The organism is Xanthomonas sp. NCPPB 2922, from assembly GCF_041520885.1.
Lineage (GTDB): Bacteria > Pseudomonadota > Gammaproteobacteria > Xanthomonadales > Xanthomonadaceae > Xanthomonas > Xanthomonas campestris.
Genome location: NZ_JBGOFY010000009.1, coordinates 64,060 through 90,209, shown reverse-complemented (window position 1 = coordinate 90,209; position 26,150 = coordinate 64,060). Strand labels below are relative to the sequence as shown.

24 protein-coding genes are annotated in these 26,150 nt (G+C 65.9%); 4 read left to right on the top strand and 20 right to left on the bottom strand.

Going from position 1 to position 26,150, the window contains the following annotated elements:
• The first annotated feature begins 204 nt into the window (after positions 1 to 204).
• Positions 205 to 906, top strand: coding sequence for a DUF998 domain-containing protein (locus ACD584_RS12020; protein WP_175611536.1), 702 nt, complete (start codon positions 205 to 207; stop codon positions 904 to 906).
• Between the two features lie 11 nt (positions 907 to 917).
• Positions 918 to 1,265: a RidA family protein gene (locus ACD584_RS12015; RefSeq protein WP_011036517.1), complete on the top strand. Its 348-nt coding sequence runs from the start codon at positions 918 to 920 to the stop codon at positions 1,263 to 1,265.
• Between the two features lie 97 nt (positions 1,266 to 1,362).
• Here ACD584_RS12015 and ACD584_RS12010 read toward each other — a convergent pair whose 3' ends face one another.
• The 17 genes from ACD584_RS12010 to ACD584_RS11930 form a co-directional block, all read right to left on the bottom strand.
• Entirely contained in the window at positions 1,363 to 2,433 is a 1,071-nt protein-coding gene (locus ACD584_RS12010) for a cyclopropane-fatty-acyl-phospholipid synthase family protein (RefSeq protein ID WP_042595938.1), read from the bottom strand.
• A gap of 17 nt (positions 2,434 to 2,450) precedes the next feature.
• Positions 2,451 to 3,233, bottom strand: coding sequence for a DUF1295 domain-containing protein (locus tag ACD584_RS12005; RefSeq protein ID WP_076036105.1), 783 nt, complete (start codon positions 3,231 to 3,233; stop codon positions 2,451 to 2,453).
• A complete protein-coding gene (locus tag ACD584_RS12000; RefSeq protein WP_076036104.1) occupies positions 3,230 to 3,775 on the bottom strand; it encodes a DUF2878 domain-containing protein in 546 nt (181 codons plus the stop codon). The genes ACD584_RS12005 and ACD584_RS12000 overlap by 4 nt, the downstream gene beginning before the upstream one ends.
• Positions 3,772 to 5,067, bottom strand: coding sequence for a cyclopropane-fatty-acyl-phospholipid synthase family protein (locus tag ACD584_RS11995; protein ID WP_076036103.1), 1,296 nt, complete (start codon positions 5,065 to 5,067; stop codon positions 3,772 to 3,774). The genes ACD584_RS12000 and ACD584_RS11995 overlap by 4 nt, the downstream gene beginning before the upstream one ends.
• The gene (locus ACD584_RS11990; protein ID WP_175611535.1) at positions 5,064 to 5,948 is read right to left on the bottom strand and encodes a DUF1365 domain-containing protein; all 885 of its coding nucleotides are present in this window, start codon (positions 5,946 to 5,948) and stop codon (positions 5,064 to 5,066) included. The genes ACD584_RS11995 and ACD584_RS11990 overlap by 4 nt, the downstream gene beginning before the upstream one ends.
• On the bottom strand, positions 5,942 to 7,192 hold the full coding sequence (locus ACD584_RS11985; RefSeq protein ID WP_076036101.1) for an NAD(P)/FAD-dependent oxidoreductase: 1,251 nt from the start codon (positions 7,190 to 7,192) through the stop codon (positions 5,942 to 5,944). The genes ACD584_RS11990 and ACD584_RS11985 overlap by 7 nt, the downstream gene beginning before the upstream one ends.
• Positions 7,189 to 8,190: an acyl-CoA desaturase gene (locus tag ACD584_RS11980; protein ID WP_175611534.1), complete on the bottom strand. Its 1,002-nt coding sequence runs from the start codon at positions 8,188 to 8,190 to the stop codon at positions 7,189 to 7,191. Before ACD584_RS11980 ends, ACD584_RS11985 begins: the two co-directional genes overlap by 4 nt.
• A gap of 357 nt (positions 8,191 to 8,547) precedes the next feature.
• Positions 8,548 to 9,387 carry an anti-sigma factor domain-containing protein gene (locus ACD584_RS11975; RefSeq protein WP_070692657.1) on the bottom strand — a complete coding sequence of 280 codons (840 nt, stop codon included), beginning with the start codon at positions 9,385 to 9,387 and terminating at the stop codon, positions 8,548 to 8,550.
• Positions 9,384 to 9,947 (bottom strand): sigma-70 family RNA polymerase sigma factor, encoded by a 564-nt coding sequence (locus ACD584_RS11970; protein WP_011036526.1) that lies wholly within the window; start codon positions 9,945 to 9,947, stop codon positions 9,384 to 9,386. Before ACD584_RS11970 ends, ACD584_RS11975 begins: the two co-directional genes overlap by 4 nt.
• A 58-nt stretch (positions 9,948 to 10,005) precedes the next feature.
• On the bottom strand, positions 10,006 to 10,374 hold the full coding sequence (locus tag ACD584_RS11965) for a DUF4345 family protein (RefSeq protein WP_014507208.1): 369 nt from the start codon (positions 10,372 to 10,374) through the stop codon (positions 10,006 to 10,008).
• A gap of 82 nt (positions 10,375 to 10,456) precedes the next feature.
• Entirely contained in the window at positions 10,457 to 11,245 is a 789-nt protein-coding gene (locus ACD584_RS11960; RefSeq protein WP_014507209.1) for a hypothetical protein, read from the bottom strand.
• A gap of 479 nt (positions 11,246 to 11,724) precedes the next feature.
• Positions 11,725 to 12,144 carry an Rnf electron transport complex subunit RnfB gene (rnfB, locus tag ACD584_RS11955; RefSeq protein ID WP_011036529.1) on the bottom strand — a complete coding sequence of 140 codons (420 nt, stop codon included), beginning with the start codon at positions 12,142 to 12,144 and terminating at the stop codon, positions 11,725 to 11,727.
• An 11-nt stretch (positions 12,145 to 12,155) separates the two neighbouring features.
• A complete protein-coding gene (locus ACD584_RS11950) occupies positions 12,156 to 12,746 on the bottom strand; it encodes an HAD family hydrolase (protein ID WP_076036096.1) in 591 nt (196 codons plus the stop codon).
• A 151-nt stretch (positions 12,747 to 12,897) separates the two neighbouring features.
• On the bottom strand, positions 12,898 to 14,988 hold the full coding sequence (metG, locus tag ACD584_RS11945; RefSeq protein WP_076036095.1) for a methionine--tRNA ligase: 2,091 nt from the start codon (positions 14,986 to 14,988) through the stop codon (positions 12,898 to 12,900).
• Between the two features lie 139 nt (positions 14,989 to 15,127).
• Entirely contained in the window at positions 15,128 to 18,244 is a 3,117-nt protein-coding gene (locus ACD584_RS11940; RefSeq protein WP_076036094.1) for a TonB-dependent receptor domain-containing protein, read from the bottom strand.
• Between the two features lie 468 nt (positions 18,245 to 18,712).
• Positions 18,713 to 19,162: a DUF2147 domain-containing protein gene (locus ACD584_RS11935; RefSeq protein WP_076036093.1), complete on the bottom strand. Its 450-nt coding sequence runs from the start codon at positions 19,160 to 19,162 to the stop codon at positions 18,713 to 18,715.
• Between the two features lie 171 nt (positions 19,163 to 19,333).
• Positions 19,334 to 19,744 carry a VOC family protein gene (locus ACD584_RS11930; protein WP_057672928.1) on the bottom strand — a complete coding sequence of 137 codons (411 nt, stop codon included), beginning with the start codon at positions 19,742 to 19,744 and terminating at the stop codon, positions 19,334 to 19,336.
• A 351-nt stretch (positions 19,745 to 20,095) separates the two neighbouring features.
• Here ACD584_RS11930 and mmuP point away from each other — a divergent pair, with 351 nt between their 5' ends.
• Complete coding sequence (gene mmuP, locus ACD584_RS11925) at positions 20,096 to 21,493, top strand: S-methylmethionine permease (RefSeq protein ID WP_076036092.1); 1,398 nt, start codon at positions 20,096 to 20,098, stop codon at positions 21,491 to 21,493.
• Positions 21,490 to 22,452: a homocysteine S-methyltransferase gene (gene mmuM, locus ACD584_RS11920; protein WP_012438832.1), complete on the top strand. Its 963-nt coding sequence runs from the start codon at positions 21,490 to 21,492 to the stop codon at positions 22,450 to 22,452. The genes mmuP and mmuM overlap by 4 nt, the downstream gene beginning before the upstream one ends.
• Before the next feature lie 6 nt (positions 22,453 to 22,458).
• On the opposite strand, the gene ACD584_RS11915 is transcribed toward mmuM, so the two are convergent.
• From ACD584_RS11915 to ACD584_RS11905, 3 genes are all read right to left on the bottom strand, one after another.
• A complete protein-coding gene (locus ACD584_RS11915; RefSeq protein ID WP_070692669.1) occupies positions 22,459 to 24,375 on the bottom strand; it encodes a DUF885 family protein in 1,917 nt (638 codons plus the stop codon).
• 210 nt (positions 24,376 to 24,585) lie between these two features.
• Complete coding sequence (locus ACD584_RS11910) at positions 24,586 to 25,362, bottom strand: queuosine precursor transporter (protein WP_139328359.1); 777 nt, start codon at positions 25,360 to 25,362, stop codon at positions 24,586 to 24,588.
• A gap of 4 nt (positions 25,363 to 25,366) precedes the next feature.
• Positions 25,367 to 26,038 carry a DUF502 domain-containing protein gene (locus ACD584_RS11905; protein WP_011036539.1) on the bottom strand — a complete coding sequence of 224 codons (672 nt, stop codon included), beginning with the start codon at positions 26,036 to 26,038 and terminating at the stop codon, positions 25,367 to 25,369.
• Between the last annotated feature and the right edge of the window lie 112 nt (positions 26,039 to 26,150).

Sequence of the window (26,150 nt, the reverse complement as noted above, 5' to 3'; positions counted from 1 at the left end):
CAAGTGCGAAGGATCTGCATGGGCCGGACAACGTTGGAATGCATGTAGCGTGGTCGCGTGGGCGCCGGTGGAGGGTGAACACAGGGTTCGATCTGGCCGACACATTGTCGGCCCTGGACGGCCGCGCGCATCATAGGCCAAACGGGCGCATGCGTGCGGTTGGAACGAAACGATGCAAAGCGATGCAGTGAAGGTGCAGACAGGATGTTGAAACGTGAGGTGGCGCAAGGCAGGGGAGCTGATGCACAGGCCGTGCCAGGCGCGCCGCCGCGCTGGAGCGCGCATGCCGGCAGTACCGCCGCCGTGGTTGGCGTGGCATTCGTCGCGCTGGTGCTGACCCTGCAACTGATGCGCGCCGACCTGGACTGGGTGGGCGCGCAACTGAGCCTGTATCTGCACGGGCCCTACGGGTTGGTACTGCGCACCGCTTATTGCGTGCTGGCCGCGAGCATGGCGTGGTTGGCGTTGGGCCTGCACGCCGCGCTGATGCCAAACGCGCGCAGCCGCACCGTGCTGGGCTTGTTCTGGGCCGCAGCACTAGGCCTGAGCGCAGTCGCGATCGGCGACAGCTGGATGCCAACGCTGGCGCCGAACGCGGCGCTGATGGTGCATCTGTTGTCCGCGCAGGCCGCGTTTCTATGCGTGATTGCCGGGCTGCTGCTGCAGTCGTGGTATTTCCGCAACGACCCACGCTGGCGCAGCCGCTTCGTGCCGGCCTTCGGCCTGGGCCTGGTTGCGTTTGCGGTCTTGCTGTTCAACGTGAGCGTGCACACCGCGCCACGCGGCATCAGCCAGAAGACCGCCATCGTGCTGATCGTGATCTGGTTGACGCTGGTGGGCAGTTGGCTGGCACGCGCTGCACGTTCATCGCATTCGCGTGACAATGCCCGGGTCAACCAACCGTAGGAAGCCTGAAGATGCTGCAGCGATTCGATACCGGCCCGCGTATGTCCGAAATGACCGTCCATGGCGGCGTGTGCTACCTCGCCGGGCAGATTGCCGACGACACCAGCGAAGACATCACCGGGCAGACCCGTCAGGTGCTGGCCGAGATCGACAAGCTGCTGGCGATGGCCGCCAGCGACAAGACCAAGATTCTGCGTGCGGAAATCTTTCTTGCCGACATCGCCGATTTCGACGGCATGAACAAGGCCTGGGACGAGTGGGTGCCGCATGGCTTCACCCCGGCACGCGCCACCGTGGAAGCCAAGCTGGCGCGCCCGGAGTGGAAGGTGGAGATCGTGATCACCGCAGCAACGAGCTGATTGGCTGATCAATCACTGCGCGCGGTGCTGCGGCATCGCGCTGCGGGCCGGTCGGCAGCATGGCTGCCGACTGACCGAGCTGGTCAATCGGCGCAGGTCAGCGCTTGGCGAAGCGGTAATGCGCCACGCCCCATTCGCGGCCTTCGTCATAGCCGAACAGCTCCGCGCAGGCCAGCCAGAACATGCGCCAGCGCTGCCACCAGCGCTGTGCATCCTCGCCGTAGGTCTGCCGCAACAGCGGCATGATCTGTTCGCGGTGCCGGTCCTGATTTTCCAGCCAGGCATTGGCGGTCTTTTCGTAATGCTCGCCGGACAACACCCAGCGTTGTTCGATCACCACATCCTGCTGAAACTGCAGCAGCGTATCGGCCGCCGGCATCAGCCCGCCGGTGAAGAAGTGCCGCCCCATCCAGTTGTCTTCGCCGGCCACTTCGAACGGGTAGGCCAGGTCGCGGTGGCAGAAGATATGCACGAACAGCTTGCCGCCCGGCGCCAGCCAGCTGCCGATCCGCGATAGCAGTTCGCGGTAGTTGCGCATGTGCTCGAACATTTCCACCGAGACCACGCGATCGAAGCTGTCGGTGGGCAGTGCCAGCGCATTGACGTCGGCGGTGATGACCTGCACGTTGCTCAGCCCGCGCACGCGGCACTGTTCCAGGATATGCGCGCGCTGCGGCCGCGAATTGGACACCGCTGTGATGCTGGCATTCGGATAGCGCTCGGCCATCCACAAGGTGAGCGAGCCCCAGCCGCAGCCCAGCTCCAGGATGCGCTGGCCATCGGCCAGCTCGGCGCGCTCGCCGTACAACGCCAGCATGCGCAGTTCGGCCGCGTCCAGGTCCGGCGTGGTCGCGTCCCAGTAGCAGCTGCTGTATTTCAGGCGCCGCCCCAGGCACAGGGTGAAGAACTGCGGCGGCAGCTCGTAATGCTGGCGATTGGCAGCATCGGTTTCAATCGCGATGGCGCTGCCGCGCAGGCTGTCGATGAAGGCGCGTTGGCGCTCGCCGCTGGCATCGGCGCCATCGCGGCGTTCGTCCAGCAGGCGCTGCGCGCATAGACGGCGGATGCCGTAACGCAACGCGGCATCGGGCAGCACGCCGGATTCGGCCAGGCGGGTGGCAAAGCCTTCTTCGGGATGCGCGGAGGGCGGGATGGTGACAGTGGACATGCGACTCTCCAGGCGAATCAGGATGAAGGGGGAAGCGGGAAAAATGCGCTGGTGCTGCGTTGGTACTGGGCGTAGTCCTCGCCACGCGAGCGCAGTGCCTGCTGCTCGGTATAGGGAATGCCGGTGAAGCGATACAGGAACACGAACATCACCACCGGGCCGAGCGCACACAGCGCCACCGGCCACGGCCCCGCACCGACCGCCAGGGCCAGATACGCAAACCAATGCACGAATTCGAAGAAGTAATTGGGATGCCGCGAATAGCGCCAGAGCCCGGTGCGACACGTCTTGCCGCGATTGGCCGGGTTGGCCTTGTGCGCAGACAACTGCCGGTCGGCCAGCGCCTCGCCGCCGACGGCGATCAACCACACCACAATCGCCAGGCTGCTCCACACGCTCCATGCCGGGTTCGGGTTGCTGGCTGCGGCCAGGAACGGCACCGAGAACAGCACCACCACCACCGCCTGGGCCAGGAAAAAGCCCAGGAACTTGCGTTGATCGCCGTTCCAGTGCTCACGCAGGGCGCGGTAGCGGCCATCCTCGTGGGGGTCGCCGAACACACGCACGCCCAGGTGCCAGGCAAGCCGTGCGCCCCACACGCCGCCGAGCACCGCCACCAGCACGCGTGGCAGCAGCGCACCATCGGACATCCACGCGCAGTAGGGCGCAGCAACCGCCAGGCAGCCCGCCCACAACACGTCCACCGGGCCGGCGTTGCCACTGCGGCGTTGCCACAGCCAACCCAACACCATCACCACGGCGGCGAACACGCCGACATGCAGCAGCGGCCAGACAGTCATTGCGGGTCTCCAGCGATGGGTTCAAAGGCGGGGCGTGCCAGGCGGCGGGCATACAGCGAGAGCAGGCCGCAGGCCGCGCCCCAGCCAATCGCCAGCGCCAGCACCGCATTGCGCTGCGGTGCCAGCAATTCGATGGCCTGCCAGCTGCGCTCGGCCAGCCAGTACGACAGCGGCCCGAAGACCGCGCCCAGCACAACCGCCAGCCACGGGCGCTGCATGACCGTTGCCAGTGAATGATTGAGCGTGAGCGCAAATCCCAGCCAGAGCGCCAGGATCCACGCAGGCGCGAGCACGCTGCCCGGCCACGGCGCGGCGTAGCGCACCCAGTCGCCTGCGGCCAGTGTGGTGTCCAGCAACAGCCCCAGTGCGATGGCGGCCAGCAGCAACTGCCAGTCGCCGCGCGCGCGCCGCGTGGGCCACAGTTGGTAGAGCGCAAACAGCGCCAACGCCAGCAGCGTGGGCCACACCCGCCCACGCGCGGCTGAGCTGACCGCCACCAGCCACAGCACCTGCAAGCCGACGTAGTTGCCCAGCTGCTTCATGCGGCGCTGCTCAACCCGGGCACGAACTGCGGCGGACGTGCGCCCGGCTTGCTCAACCACAGATGCACATCGCCGATCGAGCGTTCCAGGAAACCGGCTTCGCAATAGGCCAGATAGAACTCCCACATGCGGATGAAGCGCTCGTCGTAGCCCAGTGCGCGCACCTGCGGCAGTTGCGCCATGAAGCGCTGCCGCCACGCACGCAGGGTCAGTGCATAGCTGGGGCCGATGTCTTCCAGATTGAACAGGCGCAGATCGCTGGCGCGGCCGATGGCGCCGGTCATGGCCGCCACCGAGGGAATGAAGCTGCCCGGGAAGATGTGCCGCTTGATGAAGTCCACCGAGCGCAGTGCCTGCGCATAGCGATGGTCTTCGATGGTGATCGCCTGGATCAGCGCCTCGCCCTCGTCGGTCAGCAGGCTGCCGACCTTGGCGAAGTAGGTGTCCAGGTATTGGTGCCCGATGGCCTCGATCATCTCGATCGACACCACGCGGTCGTAGTGGCCTTCCAGGTCGCGGTAGTCGCGCAGCAGCACCGTCACGCGCTCGCTCAAGCCGGCTGCAGCGATGCGCTGGGTGGCCAGTTCGAACTGTTCGCGCGAGATGGTGGTGGTGGTGACGCGGCAGCCATGTTCGCGTGCGGCATGCAGCGCAAACCCGCCCCAGCCGGTGCCGATTTCCACCACATGGTGCTGCGGCCCCAGGCGCAGCTTTTCGCAGATGCGTTCCAGCTTGCGGGTGGCCGCGCGCTCGAGCGCCGCCTCGCCCTGCGCTTCTTCGCCGTCGACGAAGATGGCCGAAGAGTACATCAGGTTGGCATCCAGGAACAACCGGAACAGCGGGTTGCCCAGGTCGTAATGCGCGGCGATGTTGCGCCGGCTGCCGCTGCGCGTATTGCGTGCCAGCGTATGCAGGCTGCGCATGGCCCAGCCGCCCAGGCGGGCGGTGCCGGTCTCCATCGCGTCCAGTCGGTCGCGGTTGCGCAGCAGCAGGCGCATCAGCGTCACCAGATCGTCGCACTGCCAATCGCCATCCATGTAGGCCTCGCCAGCGCCGACACTGCCGTTGAGCGCGGCCTGCCGATAGAAGCGCGGGTCGGTCACCCGCAACTGGGTCTGCAGCGCCTGCACGCCGCTGGCATTGCCGAGCGTGGTGACGCGATCGGCTTCATGCAGCTGCAGCTGCCCATCGCGCAGGTCGCCCAGTGTGGCCAGCAGCCGCTTGCGCAACAGACGATCGGTCCACGAGGCCGCGCGCGGCGCGGCAGTGTCGGGCAGGGAGGTGGCACTCATGAGCGTTCTCGCACAGGCGGAGTGGGGTGATCGTGGATGGGATTGCCGCGCAGCCACAGGCGCAGTGCCTGCCAATGGATGGCCAGCACCACCTGCACGGTCATCAAGGGGTAGCCAAGCAGCGTGCGCGCCAGCGTGCCTGCGGTCAGCGGCTGGCGCTGCAGCACCAGCGTGGCATCGAAGCGGCGCGCCTGCTGCGCAGGGGCTTGCGGCGTGGCGTCGATGGCATCCAGCACATCCATGTGCACGCGCAGGTGTTCGGTGGGCACGCTGAAGCGCCAGTCGTAGTGGTGCTGCATGCCCATGAATGGCGACACGTGGAAGCGTTTATCGAAGCGCCAGGCATGCACATCGCGATGGCTGCGCGCCTGCGCCACCGGCAGCACATAGGTGTGGCGCTGCTGCCAGGGCGTGTTGGTGATTTCGGCCACGATCCAGCGCAGCCCGTCGTGGCGGTCGAAGCAGTAGTAGAAGCTGACCGGATTGAACACATGGCCGAAGTAGCGCAGGTGCGTGAGCAGGCGGATCGCACCGTCCGGGCGGTCGCCGGTGTGCGCCTGCACGCAGTCGCGCACGGCCTGGTCCAGCGGCACCTGCGGGTCGCCCAGGTAGTCGCTGCGGCGGAACTGCGCCAGATTCGCGCGGCCCACCGACCATAGCCAGCGGCGTGCAAAGACGTGCTCCAGCTCGGCCAGATCCAGATACATCAGGAACAGGCGGTAGCGGAATTGCAGCGGCTTGGGGGCGTAACGGCGGTGCCGCACCCAGCCGGTATAGATGGCGCTGCGCAACGGGCCGTGCAGCCGTCCGGCACCACCGCCCTCGGTGGGCGGCAGTGGAACGGCATCGGTGATCGCTTCGCGCAGCAGCTGGGTCACCACGGCACTCCCAGTGCGTGTGCCACGTCCACGCCGCTGCGCAGGCCATCTTCGTGGAAGCCGAAGCCCCACGCCGCGCCGGCAAACCAGGTGTGCCGCTGGCCCTGGATCTGCGCCTTGCGTGCCTGCGCATCGAGTGCGGCGGCGTTCTGCACCGGGTGGCGGTAGCGCATGCGGCGCAGCACTTTCTCCGGTGCGATGTCCTGGTCACGATTGAGGCTGACGATGAACGGCTGCGGTGCGTTGATCGACTGCAGCGCGTTCATCCAGTAGCTCACCGTGCACGGCGCCTGCGGGTCGGCCGGTACGTGCGCATTCCAGGCCGCCCAGGCGCGGCGGTCGCGCGGCAGCACGCTGGCATCGGTGTGCAACACGGTGTCGTTGTTCTGGTAGGTGATGGCGCCCAGGATCTGCTGTTCGGCAGGCGTGGCATCGCTGAGCAGGGCCAATGCATCGTCGGCATGGCAGGCAAGCACCACCTCGTCGAAGTGCTCGTCGCCGCGCAACGAGGTCACGACCACGCCATTGCCGGCCCGGCGGACGGCGTGCACCGGCGTGGACAGGCGTTCCTGCACCTGCCAACGCCGCCGCAACGCGCGCACATAGCTCGACGAACCACCGCGCACCACCTGCCACTGCGGCCGTCCGCTGATCTGCAGCATGTGGTGATTGGCCATGAAGCCGATCAACTGGCCCATCGGAAATTCGAGAATGCGTTGCGAGGGCGAGGACCACAGCGCCGAGGCCATCGGCACCAGGTGCTGGTCGCGAAAGGTGTCCGAATAGCCATGCCGGTGCAGGTACTCGCCCAGCGTGCTGAAACGCTCGTCGCTGGTCAGTACCGCAGGCGCCTGCCGGTAAAAACGCCGCAGGTCGGCCAGCATGCCCCAGAAGCGTGGGCTGAGCAGGTTACGGCGCTGGCAGAACAGCCCACCCAGCGAGCCGGCGTTGTATTCGAGCCCGCTGCGCGCATCGTGCACCGAAAAACTCATGGTGGTGGACTGCGACGCCACGTCGATTTCGGCGAACAACCGGGTGAGCAAGGGGTAGTGCTGCGAGTTGAACACGATGAAGCCGCTGTCCACCGCGTAACGCTGGCCCTCCAGCTGGATGTCGTGGGTGTGCGTGTGGCCGCCGAGATAATCGGCGGCCTCGAACAGCGTCACTTCGTAACGCCGCGACAGCAGCCATGCGGCGCCCAGGCCAGCGATTCCACTGCCGACCACCGCGATCCTGCCACCGCTCATCGCGCCACCCGTCCGGCGCGTCGCGTCAGCATGGCGGGCATCGGTTTGAGATCCCACACCAGGCCCACCCACGACATCACCGTGAGCCCGTACCAGGTCATGTCGTATTCCCACCAACGCACGCCCTGGCGCGCCGAGCCGGGGAAGAAATGATGGTTGTTGTGCCAGCCTTCGCCGAAGGTGAGCAGCGCCAGCAGCCAGTTGTTGCGGCTGTCGTCGCGGGTGTCGAAGCGTCGGCTGCCGAAGCGGTGCGCCAGCGAATTGATGGTGAAGGTGGCATGGAACAACGCCACCGTGGACAGCACGAAGCCCCAGACCAGCAACTGCACGCCACTGGTCTGCAGGCCAGGCGCTGCAGCCGCCAGCCAGTCGCCCAGCAGGTACAGTCCCAGTGCCAGCAGCACCGGCATCACGATGTCGAAGCGGTCCAGAAAACGCAGTTCGGTGAAGCGGCGCAGATCCGGAATCACTTCCCAATCGGTGCGGAAATTGCGCGGGGTCAGGAACCAGCCGGTATGGCTCCACCAGAAGCCGTGCTGTGCCGGCGAATGCGGGTCACGGCCGGTGTCGGTATGGCGATGATGGTTGCGATGATGTGCGGCCCACCACAGCGGCCCACGTTGCACGCAGGTGGCGGCGATCGCGGCGAACACGAACTGCACCACGCGCGAGGTCTTGAATGCGCGGTGCGAGAAATAGCGGTGATAGAACCCGGTCAGCGCGAACATGCGCAGCGCGTACAGCGCCACGGCCATGCCCACTGCGAACCACGACACACCGACCCAGAACACCGCAAAGCAGGCCAGGTGCAAGGCGATGAACGGCAGCGCACGCAGCCAGTCGATGCGGTCCGCGCGGGCTTCGTCCAGCGGTTCGTCGGTTTGCGAATCCACCCAGCGACGCAGGCTGCCGAACCGCCGGGCCTTGTCCGCGCGCTGTGGCGGGGGGGCGGGGTGGGGCGTGGGTGCGACGCGGGGGTCGAGTCCAGAGCTCGGCACGCATGGTTCTCCGTGGTGGATGGGACCCTTTACGGATGCTGCCGACAAACAGATGCACCAGTCCGCTTGATCGTCGCACGCATCCGGCGTCTACGGTTGGGAGCGCAAGCGATTCGCGTGGCGGCGCACACAAAAACATCCGCGCAAAGTGCGTGCGCGCGGACGAGTCTGCTTTGCCAGAAGAAGAAACACGGCTGCACGGCTGCGAGGCAGGCACTGACGGTGCGCAGGTGCAGCAGCTCGCTCGAACGATGCCGTGCGTGGGCATGGTCCGTGCTGCTGGACGACGGCGCGCGAGGTGTTTGCCAATGACGCTGCCAGCGGCATCCTTTGACGGATGCCGCTGCACTCAGGCGATCAAGGCGCCATGGCCAACGTGCTGATGCCGCCCTTGGCCACCACGGTGCCGGTGGCCACGCCGCCCGGCGCACCACCCGGTGGTTCCAGGGTGACGGCCAGGATCGCCTCGTTGCTGAGCATCGGCATCAACGGCGCCGGGATGGACGCACGCCGCGCACGCTGGTCGTCGAACACGCCCATCGAGTGCGCCTTGCCATCGGGGGTGATCAGCCACAATTCCGGCACCTTGCCGGCGGTGGCGGTGCGATCCAGCGGCGTCACGGTGATGACCTGCTTGTCGGCATCCATCAACGCCACATAGCCTGGGCGCCCATCGGCGGTGGCCAGTGTGGAGGTCATCGCAATGCCGGTTGCCGGCGGAGTGACCGGGGGCTTGGCCGGCGGTGTCTGCACGATCGGCGTGTTCTGCACCGGGCCAGACGGCGGCGCGGTCGGCGGGGTGCGCACGCTGAGCAAGGCCAGCACACAGACCGCTGCAGTGGCCAGGCCACCGGCACTGGCCCAGCGCCAGAAGCGCACGCTGTTCCATAGCGGAACCGATGCCGGTGGCGCCGCTGCCTGCACGCCGGATGCGGGCACCGCATGCAACGGTGTGTCGAAGCCCAGTGCCTGGCGCACACGCGTCCAGACCTGGTCGGCCGGTGTCACCGCGGCGATTTCTTCCAGCAGCGGCGCCAGATGTTCTTGCCATTGCGCCACTGCCTGCGCGAACTGCGCATCGGTGGCGATGCGCTGCTCAACGGCCAGACGGTCGTCGGCGCTGAGCAGGCCCAGCACATACTCGCCGGCCAGCACGTCGCGGGGTGGTTCCTGGTCGATGGGAAAGGGCGTGCTCATCGTTCCAGACATGCCTTGAGTTTGGCCAGACCCCGGCGGATCCAGCTTTTGACCGTGCCAATCGGCGTATCGGTGCGCTCGGCCAGTTCTTCGTAGGTAATACCTTCGAAGAACGCAGTGCGGATCAGCTCGCTGCGTGGCGGTTCCAGTTCGGCCAGACAGTGATCGATGCGGCGGCGCGTGGTGAGGCGTTCGGCGCGCTCCAACGGCGAGGCATCGGCCGAGCGCAGTTCGCCGGCATCGTCCAACGCCACGTTACGGCGCTGCGGCGCGGTGGCGCGCAGATGGTCGATGGCCTTGTTGCGCGCAATCATCGCCAGCCAGGTCAGCCCGCGCGCACGGCTCGGGTCGAACTGCCCGGCCTTGTGCCAGATCAGCGTAAACACGTCCTGCAGCACTTCTTCGGCTTCGGCGCGCTGCGGGATCATGCGCAGGCACACCCCGAACAGCTTGGGCGAGGTTTGCCGGTACAACGCTTCGAAGGCGTGGCGGTCGCCGCCCGCCGTTGCGGTGAGCAGGCGTCCGGTCTCATCGTCGTCGTGGCCAGGAATGGCACTCATGCGGTCGGGCGTTGGCGGAGGTGGCGCCGATCGTACCGGACTGAGCCGAAAGAGTCTTTCATCGGTGCTTGAACCACAGCAGCACGGCGGCGAGCAGCAGCAGGATTTCCACACCCGCCAGTGCCACCGTTGGCGCGGAGACCGGCCACAGGCGCGAGAGCGAGACGGTGCGGAACAGCACGATGGGCACGTAGAACGCCAGTGCGACCAGCAGGCCGGTGCGCGGTTGATCGATCCAGGCGAAATAGCCGAACAGGAAGGCCATGCCCAACTGCAGCCCGCCATAGATGACCAGGTATTCGGACTGGCCAGCCGGCGACAGCTGCGTGTAGCCCACCGCCGTGGCGGTCTTGCTTGGCGAGAGGGTGCACCAGATCGCCAGGACGACATAGAGCACTGCGTTGATCCAGAGATAGGCCTTGGCCATGACGATGCTCCTGCAGGGGAAAGGGCTGCCCGGGCCGTTGTACGCAAGCGCGTGTGGGCGGGTGTGAAGAGGGCGGCGGTGCTCACGGCACGTCGCATCGCGCAACCAGCGGTTGCTCGCGGGCCTGGCGCAGCGACTCGGCGTTGGCCGGCTGCGCCGGTGTGTCGGGAAACACGATGCGCACGCGCGGATAGCGGCCATTGGCATCGCGCAGATTGCCCACGCCACGGAATTCGAGCAGGCGCTTGTCGGCGATGGCGTAGGTGACTTCCAGGGCCGGCAGCGCCGCGCCATACCAGGCATCCAGGCTGACCTTGTAGCGGCGCTGCCCGGCGGTTTCGCCGATGCGTTGCACGCGGAACGTCAGTTGCCGCTGCAGGCTGGGCAACACGAATTCCACCTGCTGCGCAGCGCTGCCAAGGGCGGCCCAGTGCGTGCGCAGATACGCATCGAAGCCGGCATCGATCACGCGTGGCGTCTCGGTCGCCGGCAGTGCGGTGCGGCGTTCCGGCTTGCCCGGGAGCTGCTGGTACATCTCGCGCACACCGTCGCGCTGCCGCACGCCTTCGCGATAACCATCGCGGCCATCGACCAGGCTGAAATTGGGCGCACTGCTGCCGCCATCGACCTGTTTGCGCGCGAAAGGCTGCCCGTCCTTGCAGCGGTACAGCACCAACCGCCCGCCGTCATCGAGCAGCCAATGCGACTCGCGGTAGCGCAGCGCACCGCTGTCGCCATCGAAGGCATCGCCGTCGACGCGGGTGACCGCGGCGGCAGCGCCCAACGGCAGGCAGGCCAGCACCAATAGCAGCAACGGCGGTGTGGGGCGGCAAAGCGTGGCGAGCTTGGTAACGGCGGCGGGCAGGCGCATCGGCGCGTTCCTCGATGACAGTCCTGACCTGATACGAGCGCGTCCGCAGCACGGATGCGGCGGGAGGCGTCAGGGGGTTCCTGACGTCGGAGGATGAGCGGGCGGCGAGCGTCTGTGACAGTGATCGGCGCACGTGGCCGGTGCGTGGTGTCGTCGGGGTGACGCGGGCAGGCTGGCGGGGGTGGGGAACTGGTGCTGATACTGATGCCTGGAGCGGGCGAACAACCGCGTTCAGCGATGTGGGTCTCGCCACCCCCGGCTTCACTCAGTGCCCTTCGGCATTCGGGGATCTGACGACGTGTCGCCACGTAGAGGCGAAGGCGCAGAGGGCCCTGGGGCGCGTGGTTCATGCGCTTGGGCGATGCCGTCATTCCGTCTTCCGTCTGCTCGGCATCGCCGTTGGCGGCCAGGGCGCGGACATCGTCGAATAGGCGCGGACTATGCCTGCGGACCTGCGCGGCCGTTTTCGACCGCTGCGCTTAACCGACTACACGCAGCTCGATGCAATCCACCGGGCAGGCCGGCACGCATAGCTCGCAACCGGTGCACAGCGGGGCGATCACCGTGTGCATATGCTTGGCGCCACCTACGATGGCATCCACGGGGCAGGCCTGGATGCACTTGGTGCAGCCGATGCAATCGGCTTCCACGATCCAGGCCACCTGCGGGGGCAGATGGGTGCCGCGGCTGCGGTCATATGGGCGCGCCGGCACCTGCAGCACCTGCGCCAGCGCCCGCGCGCCCGCATCGCCGCCGGGCGGGCAGTGGTCGATCGTGGCCTTGCCCTCGGCCATCGCCTGCGCATAGGGGCGACAGCCGTCGAACCCGCACTGGCCGCATTGGGTCTGCGGCAACAGGCGGTCCAGACGTTCGACCAGCGTGGGGAGCGAGGTGGGCATTGCGCGGCGTGTCAGTGCAGTTGCTGGCCGCGGTACCAGCGCTGCTGCGCCAGTGCGAGCATGGGCCGGTCTTCGCGGCTGTCGCCATAGGCATGCACACAGTCGTACTGCGCCAGTGCGTAGCGCAGGCGAATCTGCGCAGCCTTGTGCGGGCCGCAATCGCCATCGGCGTAGCGGCCGGTGAGCCGGCCGGCCGCGTGCTCCAGCTGGTTGCAGATCAGCGACAGGCCATGCTGCGTGCACCACGGCTGCAGGTACAGGTCCAGCGATGCCGAGACCAGCACCACCTCATGGCCTTGGGCCTGGTGCCAGTCGATGCGTCGCATCACCTCCGGGCGCAACACGCCCGGCAGGTCGGTGCGTGCATAGCTGGCGCCGTGCGTCTGCATCTCGTCCAGGGCGCGGCCCGTGAACACCAGCCGCGTCACCCGCCCGCACAGGCGCGGCGCCGACACCAGCCCGAGCCGATAACCCGCCACCCAGGGCCCCACCTGCCACCGTGCCGCCGCCCGCTGTTCCGGGCTGGCCACCTGGCGCAGGAACCGCGCGTAGGTGTCGCAGGTGGTCACGGTGTGATCGAAATCGAACAGGGCGAGTTGCATTGGGGCGGAGATTGGGGATTCGGGAGTGGGAAATGCGTCGTCTGCTGTCAGAGTGTCGTTCGCGCTGCGTTGCACTGTGGAAGCCGAGCAGGCGTGAGGGACAGGGCCGCGTGCGTTGCGATTCCCGATTCCCCACTCCCGATTCCCTGCTTCACCGAACCGGCATCCCCGGCTGTGCGCCCGCATCGGCGTCCAGCAGCGCCAGGGCGCCGCCGTCGAAGCCGGCCGAGAGGATCATGCCTTCGCTGATGCCGAAGCGCATCTTGCGCGGGGCCAGGTTGGCGATGAACACCACGCTGCGGCCGACCAGCGTTTCAGGTTCGCCGTAGCTTGCGCGGATACCCGAGAAGATCTGGCGCTTGCCCAGCTCGCCGGCATCCAGTTCGAAGCGCAGCAGCTTGTCCGAGCCTTCCACCGCTTCGCACACCAGCACCTTGCCGATGCGCAGATCGAGCTTGGCGAAATCGTCCATGCCAATAAGACCTGGATTCGCGACGGAGGCGGGGGGATTGGCCGGCGTAGCCGCTTTTGCATCGATTTTGGCCACCTTTTCAGCGCTGGCGGTGGTCGCAGCCGGTGCCGCAGGTGCGGCCATCGTGTCTTTGGAAGCGTCGGTCATGGCGTCGATCAATTTGGGGTCAATGCGGGTGAACAGGGCGGTGTAGGGCTGGATGACATGGCGAGTGAGCGGGCGGCTCACGTCCTCCCAACTGGTCATCGGTGCCGACAGGAAGGCCTCGGCCTCGGCGGCGGTGCGCGGCAGGATCGGCTTGAGCGCGGCCACCAGCAGGCGGAACAGGTTCAGGCCCTGCGTGCACACCGATTGCAGTTGCGCATCGGCGCCTTCCTGCTTGGCGATCACCCACGGTTTGGTGTCGTCGATGTACTTGTTGGCCTCGTCGGCCAGCGCCATGGTCTGGCGGATCGCACTGGCCGGGTCATTGCGCTCGTAGGCTTCGCGAATCGGCGCCAGTGCCTCGACAAAGCGCGCGTACTGCGCCGGATCGGGCAGCGCGTCGGCCAGTTTGCCGTCGAAGCGCTTGCCGATGAAGCCGGCGCAGCGGCTGGCCAGATTGACGAATTTGCCGACCAGGTCCGCGTTCACCCGCGCAACGAAATCGCCCAGGTTGAGGTCCAGGTCGTCGACGCCACCGGAGGATTTGGCGGCGAAGTAATAACGCAGCGCCTCCGGCTCCAGGCCGACATCCAGGAATGTCCGCGCCATCACGAAGGTGCCGCGCGACTTGGACATCTTGGCGCCGTCCACCATCAGGTAGCCGTTGACGTGCAGCCGGGTTGGCGCGCGGTGGCCGGTGCCATGCAGCACCGCCGGCCAGAACAGGCCGTGGAAATTGACGATGTCCTTGCCGATGAAGTGATGCAGTTCGGTCTGCGTGCCGGCCGCCAGATGCGCCTGGAAGTCTTCGCCCATCTGCGCGCACAGGGTCTTGAAGCTGCACAGGTAGCCGATCGGCGCGTCCAGCCAGACGTAGAAATACTTGCCGGGCTGGCCGGGAATCTGGAAACCGAAATACGGCGCGTCGCGCGAGATGTCCCACGCGCGCAGGCCGCCTTCGGCATCCAGCCATTCCTTGAGCTTGGCCTTGACGCCCGGCAATGCCACGTCGCCATCCAGCCACTCCCGCAGGAAGCCGTCGAAATGGCCGACTTCGAAGAAAAAGTGCTCCGAATCGCGCAGCTCGGGCGTGGCGCCGGAGATCACCGACTTGGGCTCTTTCAGCTCGGTCGGCGCATAGGTCGCGCCACAGACTTCGCAGTTGTCACCGTACTGGTCGGCGCTGCCGCAGTTGGGGCAGATGCCCTTGATGTAGCGGTCCGGCAGGAACATGCCCTTGGCCGGATCGTAGAACTGCGCCACCGAGCGGCGGCTGATATGGCCGGCGGCCTCGAGCTTGGTGTAGAAGGCTTCGGTGAGTTCGCGATTGACCGGCGAATTGGTCGAATCGTAGTGATCGAAGGTCACCCCGAACGCGGCGAAATCGCGCTCATGGCTGGCCTGGATGTTGGCGATGAAGGCTTCCGGCGTGACGCCCGCCTTTTCAGCCGCAAGCATGATCGGCGTGCCATGGGTGTCATCGGCGCAGACGAACCAGGTCTTGTCGCCGCGCAACCGGCGCGCGCGCACCCAGATGTCGGCCTGGATATAACCGACCAGATGGCCAAGATGCAGCGGCCCATTGGCATAGGGCAGGGCGGTAGTGACGAGTGCGGTGCGGGTCATGGCGGGCGTAATGCGGGGGACACGTGATTATCGCACGGCTGCGCACGGGTCCAGGCGCCGCAGCCCACTGCCGGGAGCGGCAGCCCCGACCGCCAGCCACCCGGGCGTTATTCCCCGGGTGGCTGGGGCCTTCCCACTGCTAGAAACGATGATTCAACGTGAACATGTAACGCCGGCCCAGGCCGTCGTAGACGTTGGGGAAGGCGACCAGCTTGTCGGTCACGTTCAGCGCTGCGAGATTGACGCTGGTGTGCGTATCGAAGGCGTAGCCCACGTTTGCGTCGTAGGACGTATAGCTCGGGACGCCCAGTGGGGCGCGTGTCTCAACGGTATCGGTGAGGTCATACACCACGCTGCTGGAGTAATTGGCACTGAGGCCGAGATTCCAGTGGCTCGTCATGTAACGCGCGTTCCATTGGAACTGACGCTTGGGATTATCGATCTCGCCAACCGCTTCGTCCGGCGGGATCCCGGGCGCAGCGGCACTTTCCAGGGTCTTGGGGAAGTAGCCGTAGAAGCTCAGGTCAACGATGCCCTTGCCCCAGTCCACATCGGCCAGATCGAAGCGATAGTTCACTTCGGCGGTCCAGCCGCGGAAATTGGTGTATGGGCCATTGGTGTACTCGGTCCGGATACTGTTGGCGACCCCGGTCTGTGGATTGCGCGTGATCAGGCTGCAGAAATTGTTCGCGTTGGGCACGTCATTGGCATTGAAGGTGTCGCTATCGAAGCAGCCTGAGGTGATGTCCTCCTCCGACAGGGTGGTGACCGAGTTGGTGATCTGGATGTCGTACCAGTCCGCCGCGATCCGCAGACCCTTGACCCATTCCGGCTGCAGCACGATACCGGCGGTCCACGATTCTGCTTGCTCGTTCTGCAAGCGTGTATTGCCGCTGACCGAGCCAAGCTGGCTGCTCGGCGCCTCTTCGAACGAGGCAGGATCGGCATTGGTGTAGAAATCGAAGAACGCTTGGCAGTTGCGCGCGCGTACGCCTGGGCGAGGGCCACTGCCAATCTGTGCAGCACTGCAGGGCTCGGGGATGAAGTAATACGCAGGCTGCTGGCTGGTATAGAGCTCGGCGATGGATGGCGCTCGGAACGAACGTGTCTTGTTGCCGCGCAACTGGACGCCCTGGAAAGGCTCGTACTGCAGCCCATAGGTGTAGGCGCTGAACCAGCCGTTGACCGTGTTTTCGACCCGGCGAATCTTGCCGGTCAGGTCCAGCCGGTGCAGGCCGGGAATGCCGGCGTCCGGATTCACCAGCGGCGCGAGGATCTCGCCGAAGTATTCATTGGTGGTGAACTCACCCGATGCGGCCGCGATGGGAACCGAGCGGCCCTGGCCCAGTCGTTCGAAGGTGCTGGGCGTAAAGCTGCCTTCTTCCTTGCGGCGCTCGTACCCTGCATTGAAGCGCAACTCGCCGCCGGGCAGGTCGATGATTGCACCAGTGATGTTGGCATTGAAGACCGTTTGCTTCATCTGTGCTTCGGCGTGGGTCGGGGCAATCACATAGTTGCGTGCGGCACGTGAGGCCACGCCTTCGCCGAACAAATTCAAGGGGGCGCAATTCGGATCGACGGTTGTGCCTGCGGCGCTGCTGTCGCAGACGATCTGCCCGGCGCTATTGCGGGTGACATTGATCGCGTTGATGAAGTTCTGCTGGATCAGGTTGTCGTTGTAGTAGTCGAAGTTGCCTTCGCCGTGGTTGACACTGGCTTCCCAGTTGAACCCGCGGCCTGCTGCATCAAAGCTGCCCTGCAGGCCAACCACAGCGCGCCAGAGGTTGGTGTCGGTGCTGGACTGGTTTTGCACCAGGTCGCGCGAGGAGCGCGACAAAACGAAGTCCTCCACGCCCAGGTTCTGCAGCGTCTGGCGATTCTGTTCGGTGAGGAACGGGTTGTTGATGTTGAAGTTGAGCGAGCCGCTTTGATCGCCGCTGCCATCCACGGAGCCAACGCCGAAGCCAGCGGCGTTGTAAACGTTCTGGTCCACCAGTTCGCGTGCGGTGGAGGTGTAGAACGAGGCCTCGAAGAAACCGGAGACCTGGTCAGTGAAATCATAGTTGCCGAGTGCAAATACCGTCTTGCGATCCAGATCGGAAATGATCTGCGTAGTTTCCTGCAGGTTCACGCCGTCGCCGCCTGACGCATCACTGATGCCGAAGTTGGTGCCGGGGTTGTAGTTGACCAGGTTTCCGTTGCGATCGAACTGCACGAATTGATCTTCATTGGCGCCAAACCCGCGTAGCTGACCACTGGCGTCGCGCACGGTTCCAGCATCGGACGGGAACAACAGTCCACCCCACGTCATGTCGCTGATCCGGCGATTGCGGATCAACACGCGTCCGGGGATGCCATCGTTGGGGCCGGTGTTGAAGCCAATGCCAGGATTCACGCGGCCGTCGTTAGCCGGCGTGCGGCCAGGCTGGAAATTGGCGATCGCGCTGGCGGACGGGTTTGCGCGGGTCGAGTAGGCATCACGGTAGAAACGGCGTGCGGTACCGAGCACGCCCTGGCTGTTGTCGGCATCCAGCGCAATCGTGATGTTGCCGCGGCCCTCGCCAAAATTGCTGCCAAGCAGGGCGGAATAGTTAAAGCGCTCGTTGTCGCCGCGGTCGGTCAGCCCATAGCCCATGCGGACTTCGGCACCGTCAAAATTTTTGCGCAAGATCAGATTACTGACACCGGAAATTGCATCCGAGCCGTAAGTGGGTGCACCGCCAACACCGATCGTCTCGACCTGGTCGATGAGGATGGTCGGGATGACATTCAGGTCCACCTGCGTGCCGCCGCCAGCTGGACCGAACACGGTTGGCGGGTTGGAGGTCACAAAACGCCTGCCATTGACCAACGTTAGCTGGCGGTTAGAGCCCAGCCCGAAGCGCCCGATGAAATTGACACCTGCGCCGTAGCCTGACTGGTCGCCGCGGGAGGTTGCGCCAGCCCCGAAGCTGGGCTGGATGAACAGTGCGTCGGCAATATTGGTAAAGCCGTACCCCTGGATATATTCGGCGCCCACCACTGTGGCCGGTTCCAGCGAATCAAACCCAACCCGGCCGATGCGCGAGCCGGTCACCATGACGCTGTCGAGCTGCTTGGCGTCCGGCGCGTTGCCAGCCTGATCTGGAGCGGATTGGTCGGCGGTGGTCTGCGGATCGGGCGAAGACGCAGTTGCCGTGGCTGCAAACGCGGACAGCACGGCAGCCAGGGCCAGGCTCAGCGGCGCCGGCGTCAGCCGCCAGGTGTGATGGGTCATGCTCTCTCTCCAAACTGACAAAGTGATGCGGGAGCGCTTTGCGTCACCGCAATGAAAACCTCAATGGTTGGTTAACCAGTGGTTAATTCATCTCACTGTTGTGCTCGCTTGACAAGCACGCGTTGTGCTGTTGTTTCGTATATCGGGATGGTGCTTCGTTTCTTCTTCGCGACATAAAGCAGGGGCTACGCGTGGCGCGCGAAGGATCCGCTAGCGAACAGCCGCGGACGTCCTGCGTCCGAGCGGTTCATCCCAGGCGATTGGGTACTAGGCAGTTGGAGTCATCTGCAGTGACACGCCGATGGCGGATCGCCAGATCTGCGGGTGGCAGAAGATCGGTGTACTTCGCGCTGGTTGGCGTCTACTGCACGGCTGCCGGTCTCAGGCTGCGCTCCGCTGGCTGCTGGATCGCATTGCGATTCAAACGGTGGCGCCTTGCGCGCCACCGGGATTCCTATGCCCGCTGGCTTACTCGCGAATCCAGGTCTGCGTGCGGCCCAGGGCTTCAATGCCGACATAGCCGCGCATCTGCAGTTTCTTGCCGCTGTCGGTCAGGGTGATCTTGGCCTTGTAGGTCTTGCCCTTGGCCGGGTCGAGCACCGAGCCGCCGCCCCACACGGCGGTGCCGTCGGGCTTGAGGCCCCACAGGATGGTCATGCCCTTGATCGGCTTGCCTTTGAGCGCACCGTCGCACTTGTCGCAGGTGGGGTTGGGCCCATGGTTGGATTGCAGGATCTCGACCACCTTGCCGCTCAACGTGCCGTTGGCGGCCTGCTCGATCTGCACCACTGACTTGGGCTTGCCGGTTTCGTCGTCGATGGTCTTCCAGCGGCCCACCGGCGAGTCGGCGGCCTGGGCCAGCAGCGAGGCGGCGGCCAGCGGCAGGGCCACGATCAGGGTCTTGAAGGTCTTGCGCATGTGTCCCCTCCCAGGGAGTGCAGTGGCCACCGTCGGCGGCCTGATCGCGAATGTATACCGTGGAGTATGGAGGCGGAAAGCCGCGCTGCGGCATGCATTCATCCAAGTCGGTGCGCCTGGCGGGCGCGACCGTACCCGGCCGGCGGGGCTCACAACCTTCCGTGTGCTGCTTCAGCAGCGATCGGCACTCGCCTCACGCCACTCATACAACTCCAGCGGCAGGTCGTCCGGGTCGGCAAAGAAGGTGAAGCGGCGGCCGGTGTACTCGTCGATGCGGATGTCTTCGGTGACCACGCCGTGCGCGTTGAGATGGGCGACGGCCGCATCCAGATCCTGCACGCGGAAGGCCAGGTGGCGCAGGCCACGCGCCTCCGGGCGGCTGGGGCGCAGGGGTGCGCCCGGAAAGGAGAACAGCTCGATCTGCCCGCCGTCCGGCAGCGCCAGGTCCAGCTTCCAGGAGTCGCGCGCCTGCCGGTAATGCTCATCGAGCACGCGCAGGCCGAGGATCTCGCAATAGAACTGCTTGGAACGTGCGTAATCGCCGGCAATGATCGCGACGTGGTGGATCCCGGCGAGCATCATGCGGCGCTCCTGGCGGTGGCCTGCGGCGCGATAACCAGTGGCGACAGAATCGACAGGCCGCAGCGTTCAGTGCGCAGGCGTTTGCGCTCGATGGAGCGCGCGGCAGCGGCAGCACGGAGCGCGCCGATCTTGAGAGATTCAACTGCGCGCGGCAGCGGCAGGGCATCGATGATGCGGGAGCCCGCGTGGTAAGTGCGATCACAGGATGGCATGGCGGCAAGCTGGCAAAAACGAGTCGTCAGGATACCCGCATGCCGCTGAGCGGCAGGGCCACGTCACAGCTCACCATCGCATGGCTGTGCTCGCCTGCACGTGCGTGGCAGGATGGGGCGCCACCGATCAGAACCACGCATGTCCGAGCCCTCGTCCACCGACGCACCGCAGTTCCAGCGCAGCATGCAGGTGCGCCATCTGGTGATGCTGTCGCTGGGCGGTGTGATCGGCACGGGATTGTTCTTCAACACCGGCTACATCATCGCCAGCACCGGTGCGCTGGGTACGGTGCTGGCGTACCTGATCGGCGCGCTGGTGGTGTATCTGGTGATGCAGTGCCTGGGCGAGCTGGCGGTGGCGATGCCGCAGACCGGCGCGTTTCATGTGTATGCGGCGCGCTATCTGGGGCCTGCCACCGGCTACGTGGTGGCCTGGTTGTACTGGCTCACCTGGACGGTGGCGTTGGGGTCGAGCCTCACCGCTGCCGCGTTCTGCATGCAGTACTGGTTTCCGCACAGCCCGGCGTGGCCGTGGTGCCTGCTGTTCTGCGTGCTGATTTTCAGTTTGAACATGGTGTCGGCACGCTGGTTTGCCGAAGGCGAATTCTGGTTTTCGCTGATCAAGGTAGTGACCATTGTGGTGTTCATCGTGCTGGGCGGCGCGGCAGTGGTCGGCTGGCTGCCGCTGGCCGACGGCAGCCCGGCGCCGGGAGTGCGCCATCTGCGCGCCGATGGCTGGTTTGCGCACGGCACCGTGCCGATCCTGATGACAATGGTGGCGGTGAATTTCGCTTTCTCCGGGACCGAGCTGATCGGCATCGCAGCCGGCGAAACCGCACAGCCTGCACGCGCAATCCCGCTGGCGATCCGCGCCACGTTGATCCGTCTGGTGGTGCTGTTCGTCGGCACCGTGCTGGTGCTGGCCGCGTTGCTGCCGGCGCACGCGGCGGCGGTGGAGACCAGCCCGTTCGTGCGCGCCTTCGAGCTGCTGGGCATTCCGTATGCCGCAGGTCTGCTCAACGCGGTGATCCTCACCGCGATCCTGTCGGCGGCCAACTCCGGGTTGTATGCGGCGGCCCGCATGCTGTGGTCGTTGGCCAACGAGGGCACCTTGCCGGCACGCTTTGCGCGGCTGACCCGGCGTGGCATCCCGCTGCCTGCGCTGGTGCTGAGCATGCTTGGCGGGCTGCTGGCGCTGCTGACCGGTGTGTACGCGGCCGACACCGTGTTCGTGGCGATTTCTGCAGTCTCCGGGTTTGCGGTGGTGGTGGTGTGGCTGAGCATCTGCGCCTCGCATTACTGTTTCCGCCGCCAGCTGCTGCGTGACGGCATCGCACTGGACAGCCTGGCCTACCGCGCGCCGTGGTATCCGTGGACGCCGCTGATTGGTGGCGCGCTGTGCGTGCTGGCCTGCGCTGGGCTGGCGTTTGACCCGCAGCAGCGCATTGCGCTGTGGTGCGGGATTCCCTTTGTGGCGCTGTGTTACGGCGCCCATGCAGTGACCCAAAGGCTTGCAGCCCGGAGAGTGCGTCCATGACCGTTGTGCCCCGCCAACCGCGCGCAGGTGCGCCCTTCAGTGATGTCTTGCAGCGCGACGGTGAGGTGGTGCTGGATGGCGCGCTGGCCACCGAACTGGAACAGCGCGGCTGTGATCTCAACGACGCCTTGTGGTCGGCACGGGTGTTGATGGAGCAGCCGGAACTGATCTACCAGGTGCACCGCGACTACTTCGCCGCCGGTGCGCAATGCGCGATCACCGCCAGCTACCAGGCCACGCCGCAGGGCTTTGCCGCGCGCGGACTGGGCCTGGCGCAGTCGCAGGCGTTGATCGCACGCAGCGTGGCGCTGGCGGCGCAGGCGCGCGCGGACCACCTGGCCGCGCATCCGCAGGCGGCGCCGCTGTGGGTGGCCGGCTCGGTGGGGCCGTATGGCGCCTATCTGGCGGATGGTTCCGAATACCGCGGCGACTACGCGCTGCCGGTGGCGCAGATGCTCGACTTCCATCGCCCGCGCATCGCGGCGCTGGTGGATGCCGGCGTGGACCTATTGGCCTGCGAAACCTTGCCCTCGGCCAGTGAGATCACCGCGCTGCGCCTGTTGCTGGAGGAGTTCCCGCAGGTGCATGCGTGGTTTTCGTTCACCCTGCGCGATGCCGCGCATCTGAGCGATGGCACGCCACTGGCGCAAGTGATTCCGGCTCTGGACGCGTGCCCGCAGGTGGTCGCGGTGGGCATCAATTGCATTGCGATCGAGCAGGTCACCGCCGCGCTGCAGTCGCTGGCCGCGCTCACCAGCTTGCCGCTGGTGGTGTATCCCAATTCCGGTGAGCACTACGACGCCAGCGACAAGCGCTGGCATGCGGGAACCACAGTGGCGTGTTCACTGGCGACGCAACGCGCGCAATGGCATGCGGCCGGTGCGCGTTTGATTGGTGGCTGCTGCCGCACCACGCCGGCCGACATCGCCGCACTGGTGGCGGCGCGTACGGCTGGCTGAGCGTGCTCAGCCTTTCTGCGTGGCGATCCAGCGTTGCACTTTGTCCTGCAGGATCTCCAGCGGCACCGAACCGTCCTTGAGCACTTCGGTGTGGAAGGCACGCACATCGAAGCGCGGCCCCAGCTCGCGTTGCGCCTGTTCGCGCAACTGGCTGATCTTCATCTCGCCGACCTTGTAGGCCAGCGCCTGGCCGGGAATGGCCAGGTAGCGGTCCACTTCCGCCTCGGCGTCTTCGCGGGTGACGGCCGAGTTCTGCAACATGTAGTCGATGGCCTGCGCGCGGGTCCAGCCCTGGCTATGCAGGCCGGTGTCCACCACCAGCCGGATCGAGCGCAGCAGCGCGTTCTGCAGGTAGCCGTAGTAGTTGTACGGGTCCTGGTACAGCCCCAGTTCGCGGCCCAGCGATTCGGCATACAGGCCCCAGCCTTCGATGAAGGCGGTCTCGCCACCGAAGCGGCGGAACTTGGGCAGGTCGGTCAATTGCTGCTGCAGGCCGAGTTGGTAGTGATGGCCCGGCACGCCTTCGTGCAGGAACAGGCTTTCGCCCTCCCAGCGCGGGCGCGCGGGCAGGTTGGAGGTATTGACGTAGAAGATGCCCGGCGTGTTGTCGTGCGGGTTGGGGCGCATGTACGAGCCGCTGGCCGCCGCTTGCGCGCGCTGTGGCTCCACCGGGCGCACGTCCAGGGCCGGGATGCCCTGGGTGGCGAACAGGCGGGGGACCGCGGCTTGCACGCGGCTCTGCAGGCCGCGGTAGGCGTCCAGCAGTTCGGACTCGCTACGGAACACGAAGCGCTTGTCGGTCTGCATGAACTTGTAGAACTTGGGCAGGTTGCCGCGGAACTTGACCTGCTTGGCCACGTTCTGGATCTCGCCCTGCAGGCGCGCCACCTCGTCCAGGCCGGTCTGGTGGATCTGTGCCGGGGTCAGGTCGGAGGTGGTGCTCTGGCGCACGTCGTAGGCGTACCAGGCGGCGCCGTTGGGCAGCGCGGCCAGCCCCGCGGTGTCGCGGCAGGCCGGCAGGTATTCGGTGGCGATGAAGCCGCGCAGTGCGCGGTAGGCCGGCATGATGCGGAACTCGATCATCCGCTTGTACTCGGCCGTGATGCGTTGTTTGTCGGCCTCGGGCATGTCGGCGGGCAGGTTGCGGATCGGCCCCCAGAACAGGCTTTCTTCAGCACTGCGCGCAATGATGGCGTCCAGCTGCGGCAGCACTTTTTCCATCAAGGCCTTGGGCTGCACCACCCCGGCCTGCATGCCCGCACGCATGTTGGTGATGGCCTGGTCGAACAGGTCCGGGATGCCGAGCGCGCGGCGCGACCAGTTGTCGTAGTCCTTGACGGTGTTGAACGGCTGCGCGCCGGTGCCCGAGCCCATGACCACCGCAATGCTGGCGATGTTGTAGAACTGGTTGATCGGCAACATCCAGCTCGGGAATTGCTCGGCCGCCAGGGCGCTGCGCGCATCGCGCACGAAGATCTGGTAGCTGAGCAGGTCCTGCCCGCTGAGCCCATCCGGGCCGATCGCCTCCACCCTGGCCAGCCACAGCGTGGTGAAGTCGTGCGACTGCTGGCGGAACGCAGGCGACAGGAAGTTGGGCAGCTGGTCGTTGTAGCGGCTCTCGCCCTGGAAGGTGGCCTGCAACGGGTTGAGCTTCAGCGAGGCATCCCAGTATTGGTCGTACAGCAGCGTGAGTTGCTGTGCCTTGCTCTGCACCACCGGTGCCACCACCGCGCGTGGCTTGGCCTTGGCCTTGGTGCTCCTGGCCGGCTTGGTGGACTTCTTGGCCTTGCCCGCCTTCGCGCGCGTTTGCGAGGTCTGTGCCTTGCCGGTCTTCTTCTTGGCTGCATCGGCCGGTGCGGCCAGCGACAGGCTCAACACGGCGGCCATGGCCAGGGACAGCAGGCGGGAAAAGCTAAGCGGCATTACCGGCTCCGGAAACAAGCGAGCGGGGAGCTTGCCCGATCCGCACCGTTACGGCCAGCCACCAGGGTCATGGCCCGCGCGTGCAATTCATGCACGGCACGGGCAGGGCGCCGCGTGAGGAATAAATGCTGCGGTGCGATAACGTGCCGCACGGCTTGTGCTGCAAGCGTTGACGACGCCAGGTTCGGTCACTCGTCGCAGCCGCCTGGCTCAATCGGCGGCAGCTTCTTCGCGCAATTGTTCGGAGCGTTCGGCGCCCAGGTAGGCGCCGATGGCGCGGCGCGCCAGATACAGCAACGGAATCAGCGCGATCGCAAAGCCCATCTTGTAGAGGTAGTTGAGCGTGCTCACCGCCAGGAACTGGTCGATCGACCAGTGCTGTGGGCCCAGCACGAAGGCGATATAGATCACCACGAAGCTGTCCACCAGCTGCGACACCGCCGTGGAGCCGGTGGCGCGCAACCACACGTGTTTTTCGCCGGTGGCGCGGCGGATGCGGTGGAACACCGACACATCGATCAACTGCCCGAACAGAAACGCCACCAGCGAGCCGCCGATGGTCCACAGGCCTTGCCCGAACACCGCCGCAAAGGCGGCCTGGTAGTCCGGCACGCCCTGGCTCTGCGCGGCGGTGACCCACCAGCCGGCCGGTGCCAGCGCGATGGCCGCAAACGCGAACACGAAGCCGTAGCCGATCAGGCCCACCGCCACCCATGAGATGAAACGCACCCCGCGGCTGCCGAAGAACTCGTTGATGGTGTCGGTCATGATGAACACCACCGGCCATAGCAAGGTGCCGGCGGTGAAGCTGAGCGAGCCGGTCTGCCCGAACAGGTTCCAGTTCAATGGCGCGATGCCGAGGGTGTCTTCCAGCGCAAAGATCTTGACGCCGATGAACTCGGCCAGTGCGGCGTTGACGCAGAAGAACGCCGCCAGCGCGATGAACAGCCGTACCGCACGATCGTCGAGGGTACGCACGTGTGTCATGGCGTCAGCGGTCCGCAGTCCGGGTGAATGGAACGGTCTCCGGCGACACGGCACCGCCGGAAATGATGAAGCTCATCGCCTGGTCCACGGTCCAGTCGGTGGGCGTGAGCAGCTCCACCGGCACGATCTCCAGATAGCCGGAGGTGGGGTTCGGCGTGGTCGGCACATAGACGGCGGCCAGCTCGCGGCCGGTGCCCTGTTCCTTGATCACGCGGGTGACCAGGCCGACCGATTTCATATCGCGATGCGGGAAGTCGATCAGCACCACACGTTGCGTGCTACCCGGCTGCGTCTGCAGGATGTCCAGCAACTTGCGCGCGCTGTCGTAGACCACGCTGGCCAACGGAATGCGCCGCATGATCGCTTCGAACCAGCGCAGCAGCCGCTGGCCGATCACGCGCCGGCTCAGGACACCCACGAACAGGATCACCGCCACCGTGGCGATCAGCGCAATGGTGTTCTGCACCCACAGCGCCGTGATCCAGCCCAGGTAATGCGGGAACGAGGCCGCAATGCGTCCGGACAAGGGCACCACCCACGGGCTGCTGATGCCAGACAGCAGCGAGAACACGAACTTCACCACCACCCAGGTCAGCCAGACCGGCAGCAAGGTGAGCAGGCCGGTCAGGAAGACCCGTTGCACGGACGGACGATGCGGAGCAGAGGATTCAGACATGCGCGCATTGTAGGCATTCGCCTGCGGCCGGTGGGTGTGTGGTTCGGCCAGCGCGTGGCGCGTTCGCGTCGGTAGCGTGGTGCGGTACAGCCGCCATTCGGGCAAACGCATC

Bases quoted from the DNA above. Each gene is read 5' to 3' on its own strand.
- ACD584_RS11960 (WP_014507209.1), bottom strand. From the start codon at position 11,245: ATGCGCCTGCCCGCCGCCGTTACCAAGCTCGCCACGCTTTGCCGCCCC.
- ACD584_RS11915 (WP_070692669.1), bottom strand. From the start codon at position 24,375: ATGCCGCTTAGCTTTTCCCGCCTGCTGTCCCTGGCCATGGCCGCCGTG.
- ACD584_RS11965 (WP_014507208.1), bottom strand. From the start codon at position 10,374: ATGGCCAAGGCCTATCTCTGGATCAACGCAGTGCTCTATGTCGTCCTG.
- rnfB (WP_011036529.1), bottom strand. From the start codon at position 12,144: ATGCCCACCTCGCTCCCCACGCTGGTCGAACGTCTGGACCGCCTGTTG.
- ACD584_RS12020 (WP_175611536.1), top strand. From the start codon at position 205: ATGTTGAAACGTGAGGTGGCGCAAGGCAGGGGAGCTGATGCACAGGCC.
- ACD584_RS11930 (WP_057672928.1), bottom strand. From the start codon at position 19,744: ATGATGCTCGCCGGGATCCACCACGTCGCGATCATTGCCGGCGATTAC.
- ACD584_RS11985 (WP_076036101.1), bottom strand. From the start codon at position 7,192: ATGAGCGGTGGCAGGATCGCGGTGGTCGGCAGTGGAATCGCTGGCCTG.
- metG (WP_076036095.1), bottom strand. From the start codon at position 14,988: ATGACCCGCACCGCACTCGTCACTACCGCCCTGCCCTATGCCAATGGG.
- mmuM (WP_012438832.1), top strand. From the start codon at position 21,490: ATGACCGTTGTGCCCCGCCAACCGCGCGCAGGTGCGCCCTTCAGTGAT.
- ACD584_RS12010 (WP_042595938.1), bottom strand. From the start codon at position 2,433: ATGTCCACTGTCACCATCCCGCCCTCCGCGCATCCCGAAGAAGGCTTT.
- ACD584_RS11995 (WP_076036103.1), bottom strand. From the start codon at position 5,067: ATGAGTGCCACCTCCCTGCCCGACACTGCCGCGCCGCGCGCGGCCTCG.
- ACD584_RS11935 (WP_076036093.1), bottom strand. From the start codon at position 19,162: ATGCGCAAGACCTTCAAGACCCTGATCGTGGCCCTGCCGCTGGCCGCC.
- ACD584_RS12000 (WP_076036104.1), bottom strand. From the start codon at position 3,775: ATGAAGCAGCTGGGCAACTACGTCGGCTTGCAGGTGCTGTGGCTGGTG.
- ACD584_RS11940 (WP_076036094.1), bottom strand. From the start codon at position 18,244: ATGACCCATCACACCTGGCGGCTGACGCCGGCGCCGCTGAGCCTGGCC.
- ACD584_RS11950 (WP_076036096.1), bottom strand. From the start codon at position 12,746: ATGCAACTCGCCCTGTTCGATTTCGATCACACCGTGACCACCTGCGAC.
- ACD584_RS11975 (WP_070692657.1), bottom strand. From the start codon at position 9,387: ATGAGCACGCCCTTTCCCATCGACCAGGAACCACCCCGCGACGTGCTG.
- ACD584_RS11910 (WP_139328359.1), bottom strand. From the start codon at position 25,362: ATGACACACGTGCGTACCCTCGACGATCGTGCGGTACGGCTGTTCATC.
- ACD584_RS12005 (WP_076036105.1), bottom strand. From the start codon at position 3,233: ATGACTGTCTGGCCGCTGCTGCATGTCGGCGTGTTCGCCGCCGTGGTG.
- ACD584_RS11905 (WP_011036539.1), bottom strand. From the start codon at position 26,038: ATGTCTGAATCCTCTGCTCCGCATCGTCCGTCCGTGCAACGGGTCTTC.
- ACD584_RS11970 (WP_011036526.1), bottom strand. From the start codon at position 9,947: ATGAGTGCCATTCCTGGCCACGACGACGATGAGACCGGACGCCTGCTC.
- ACD584_RS12015 (WP_011036517.1), top strand. From the start codon at position 918: ATGCTGCAGCGATTCGATACCGGCCCGCGTATGTCCGAAATGACCGTC.
- mmuP (WP_076036092.1), top strand. From the start codon at position 20,096: ATGTCCGAGCCCTCGTCCACCGACGCACCGCAGTTCCAGCGCAGCATG.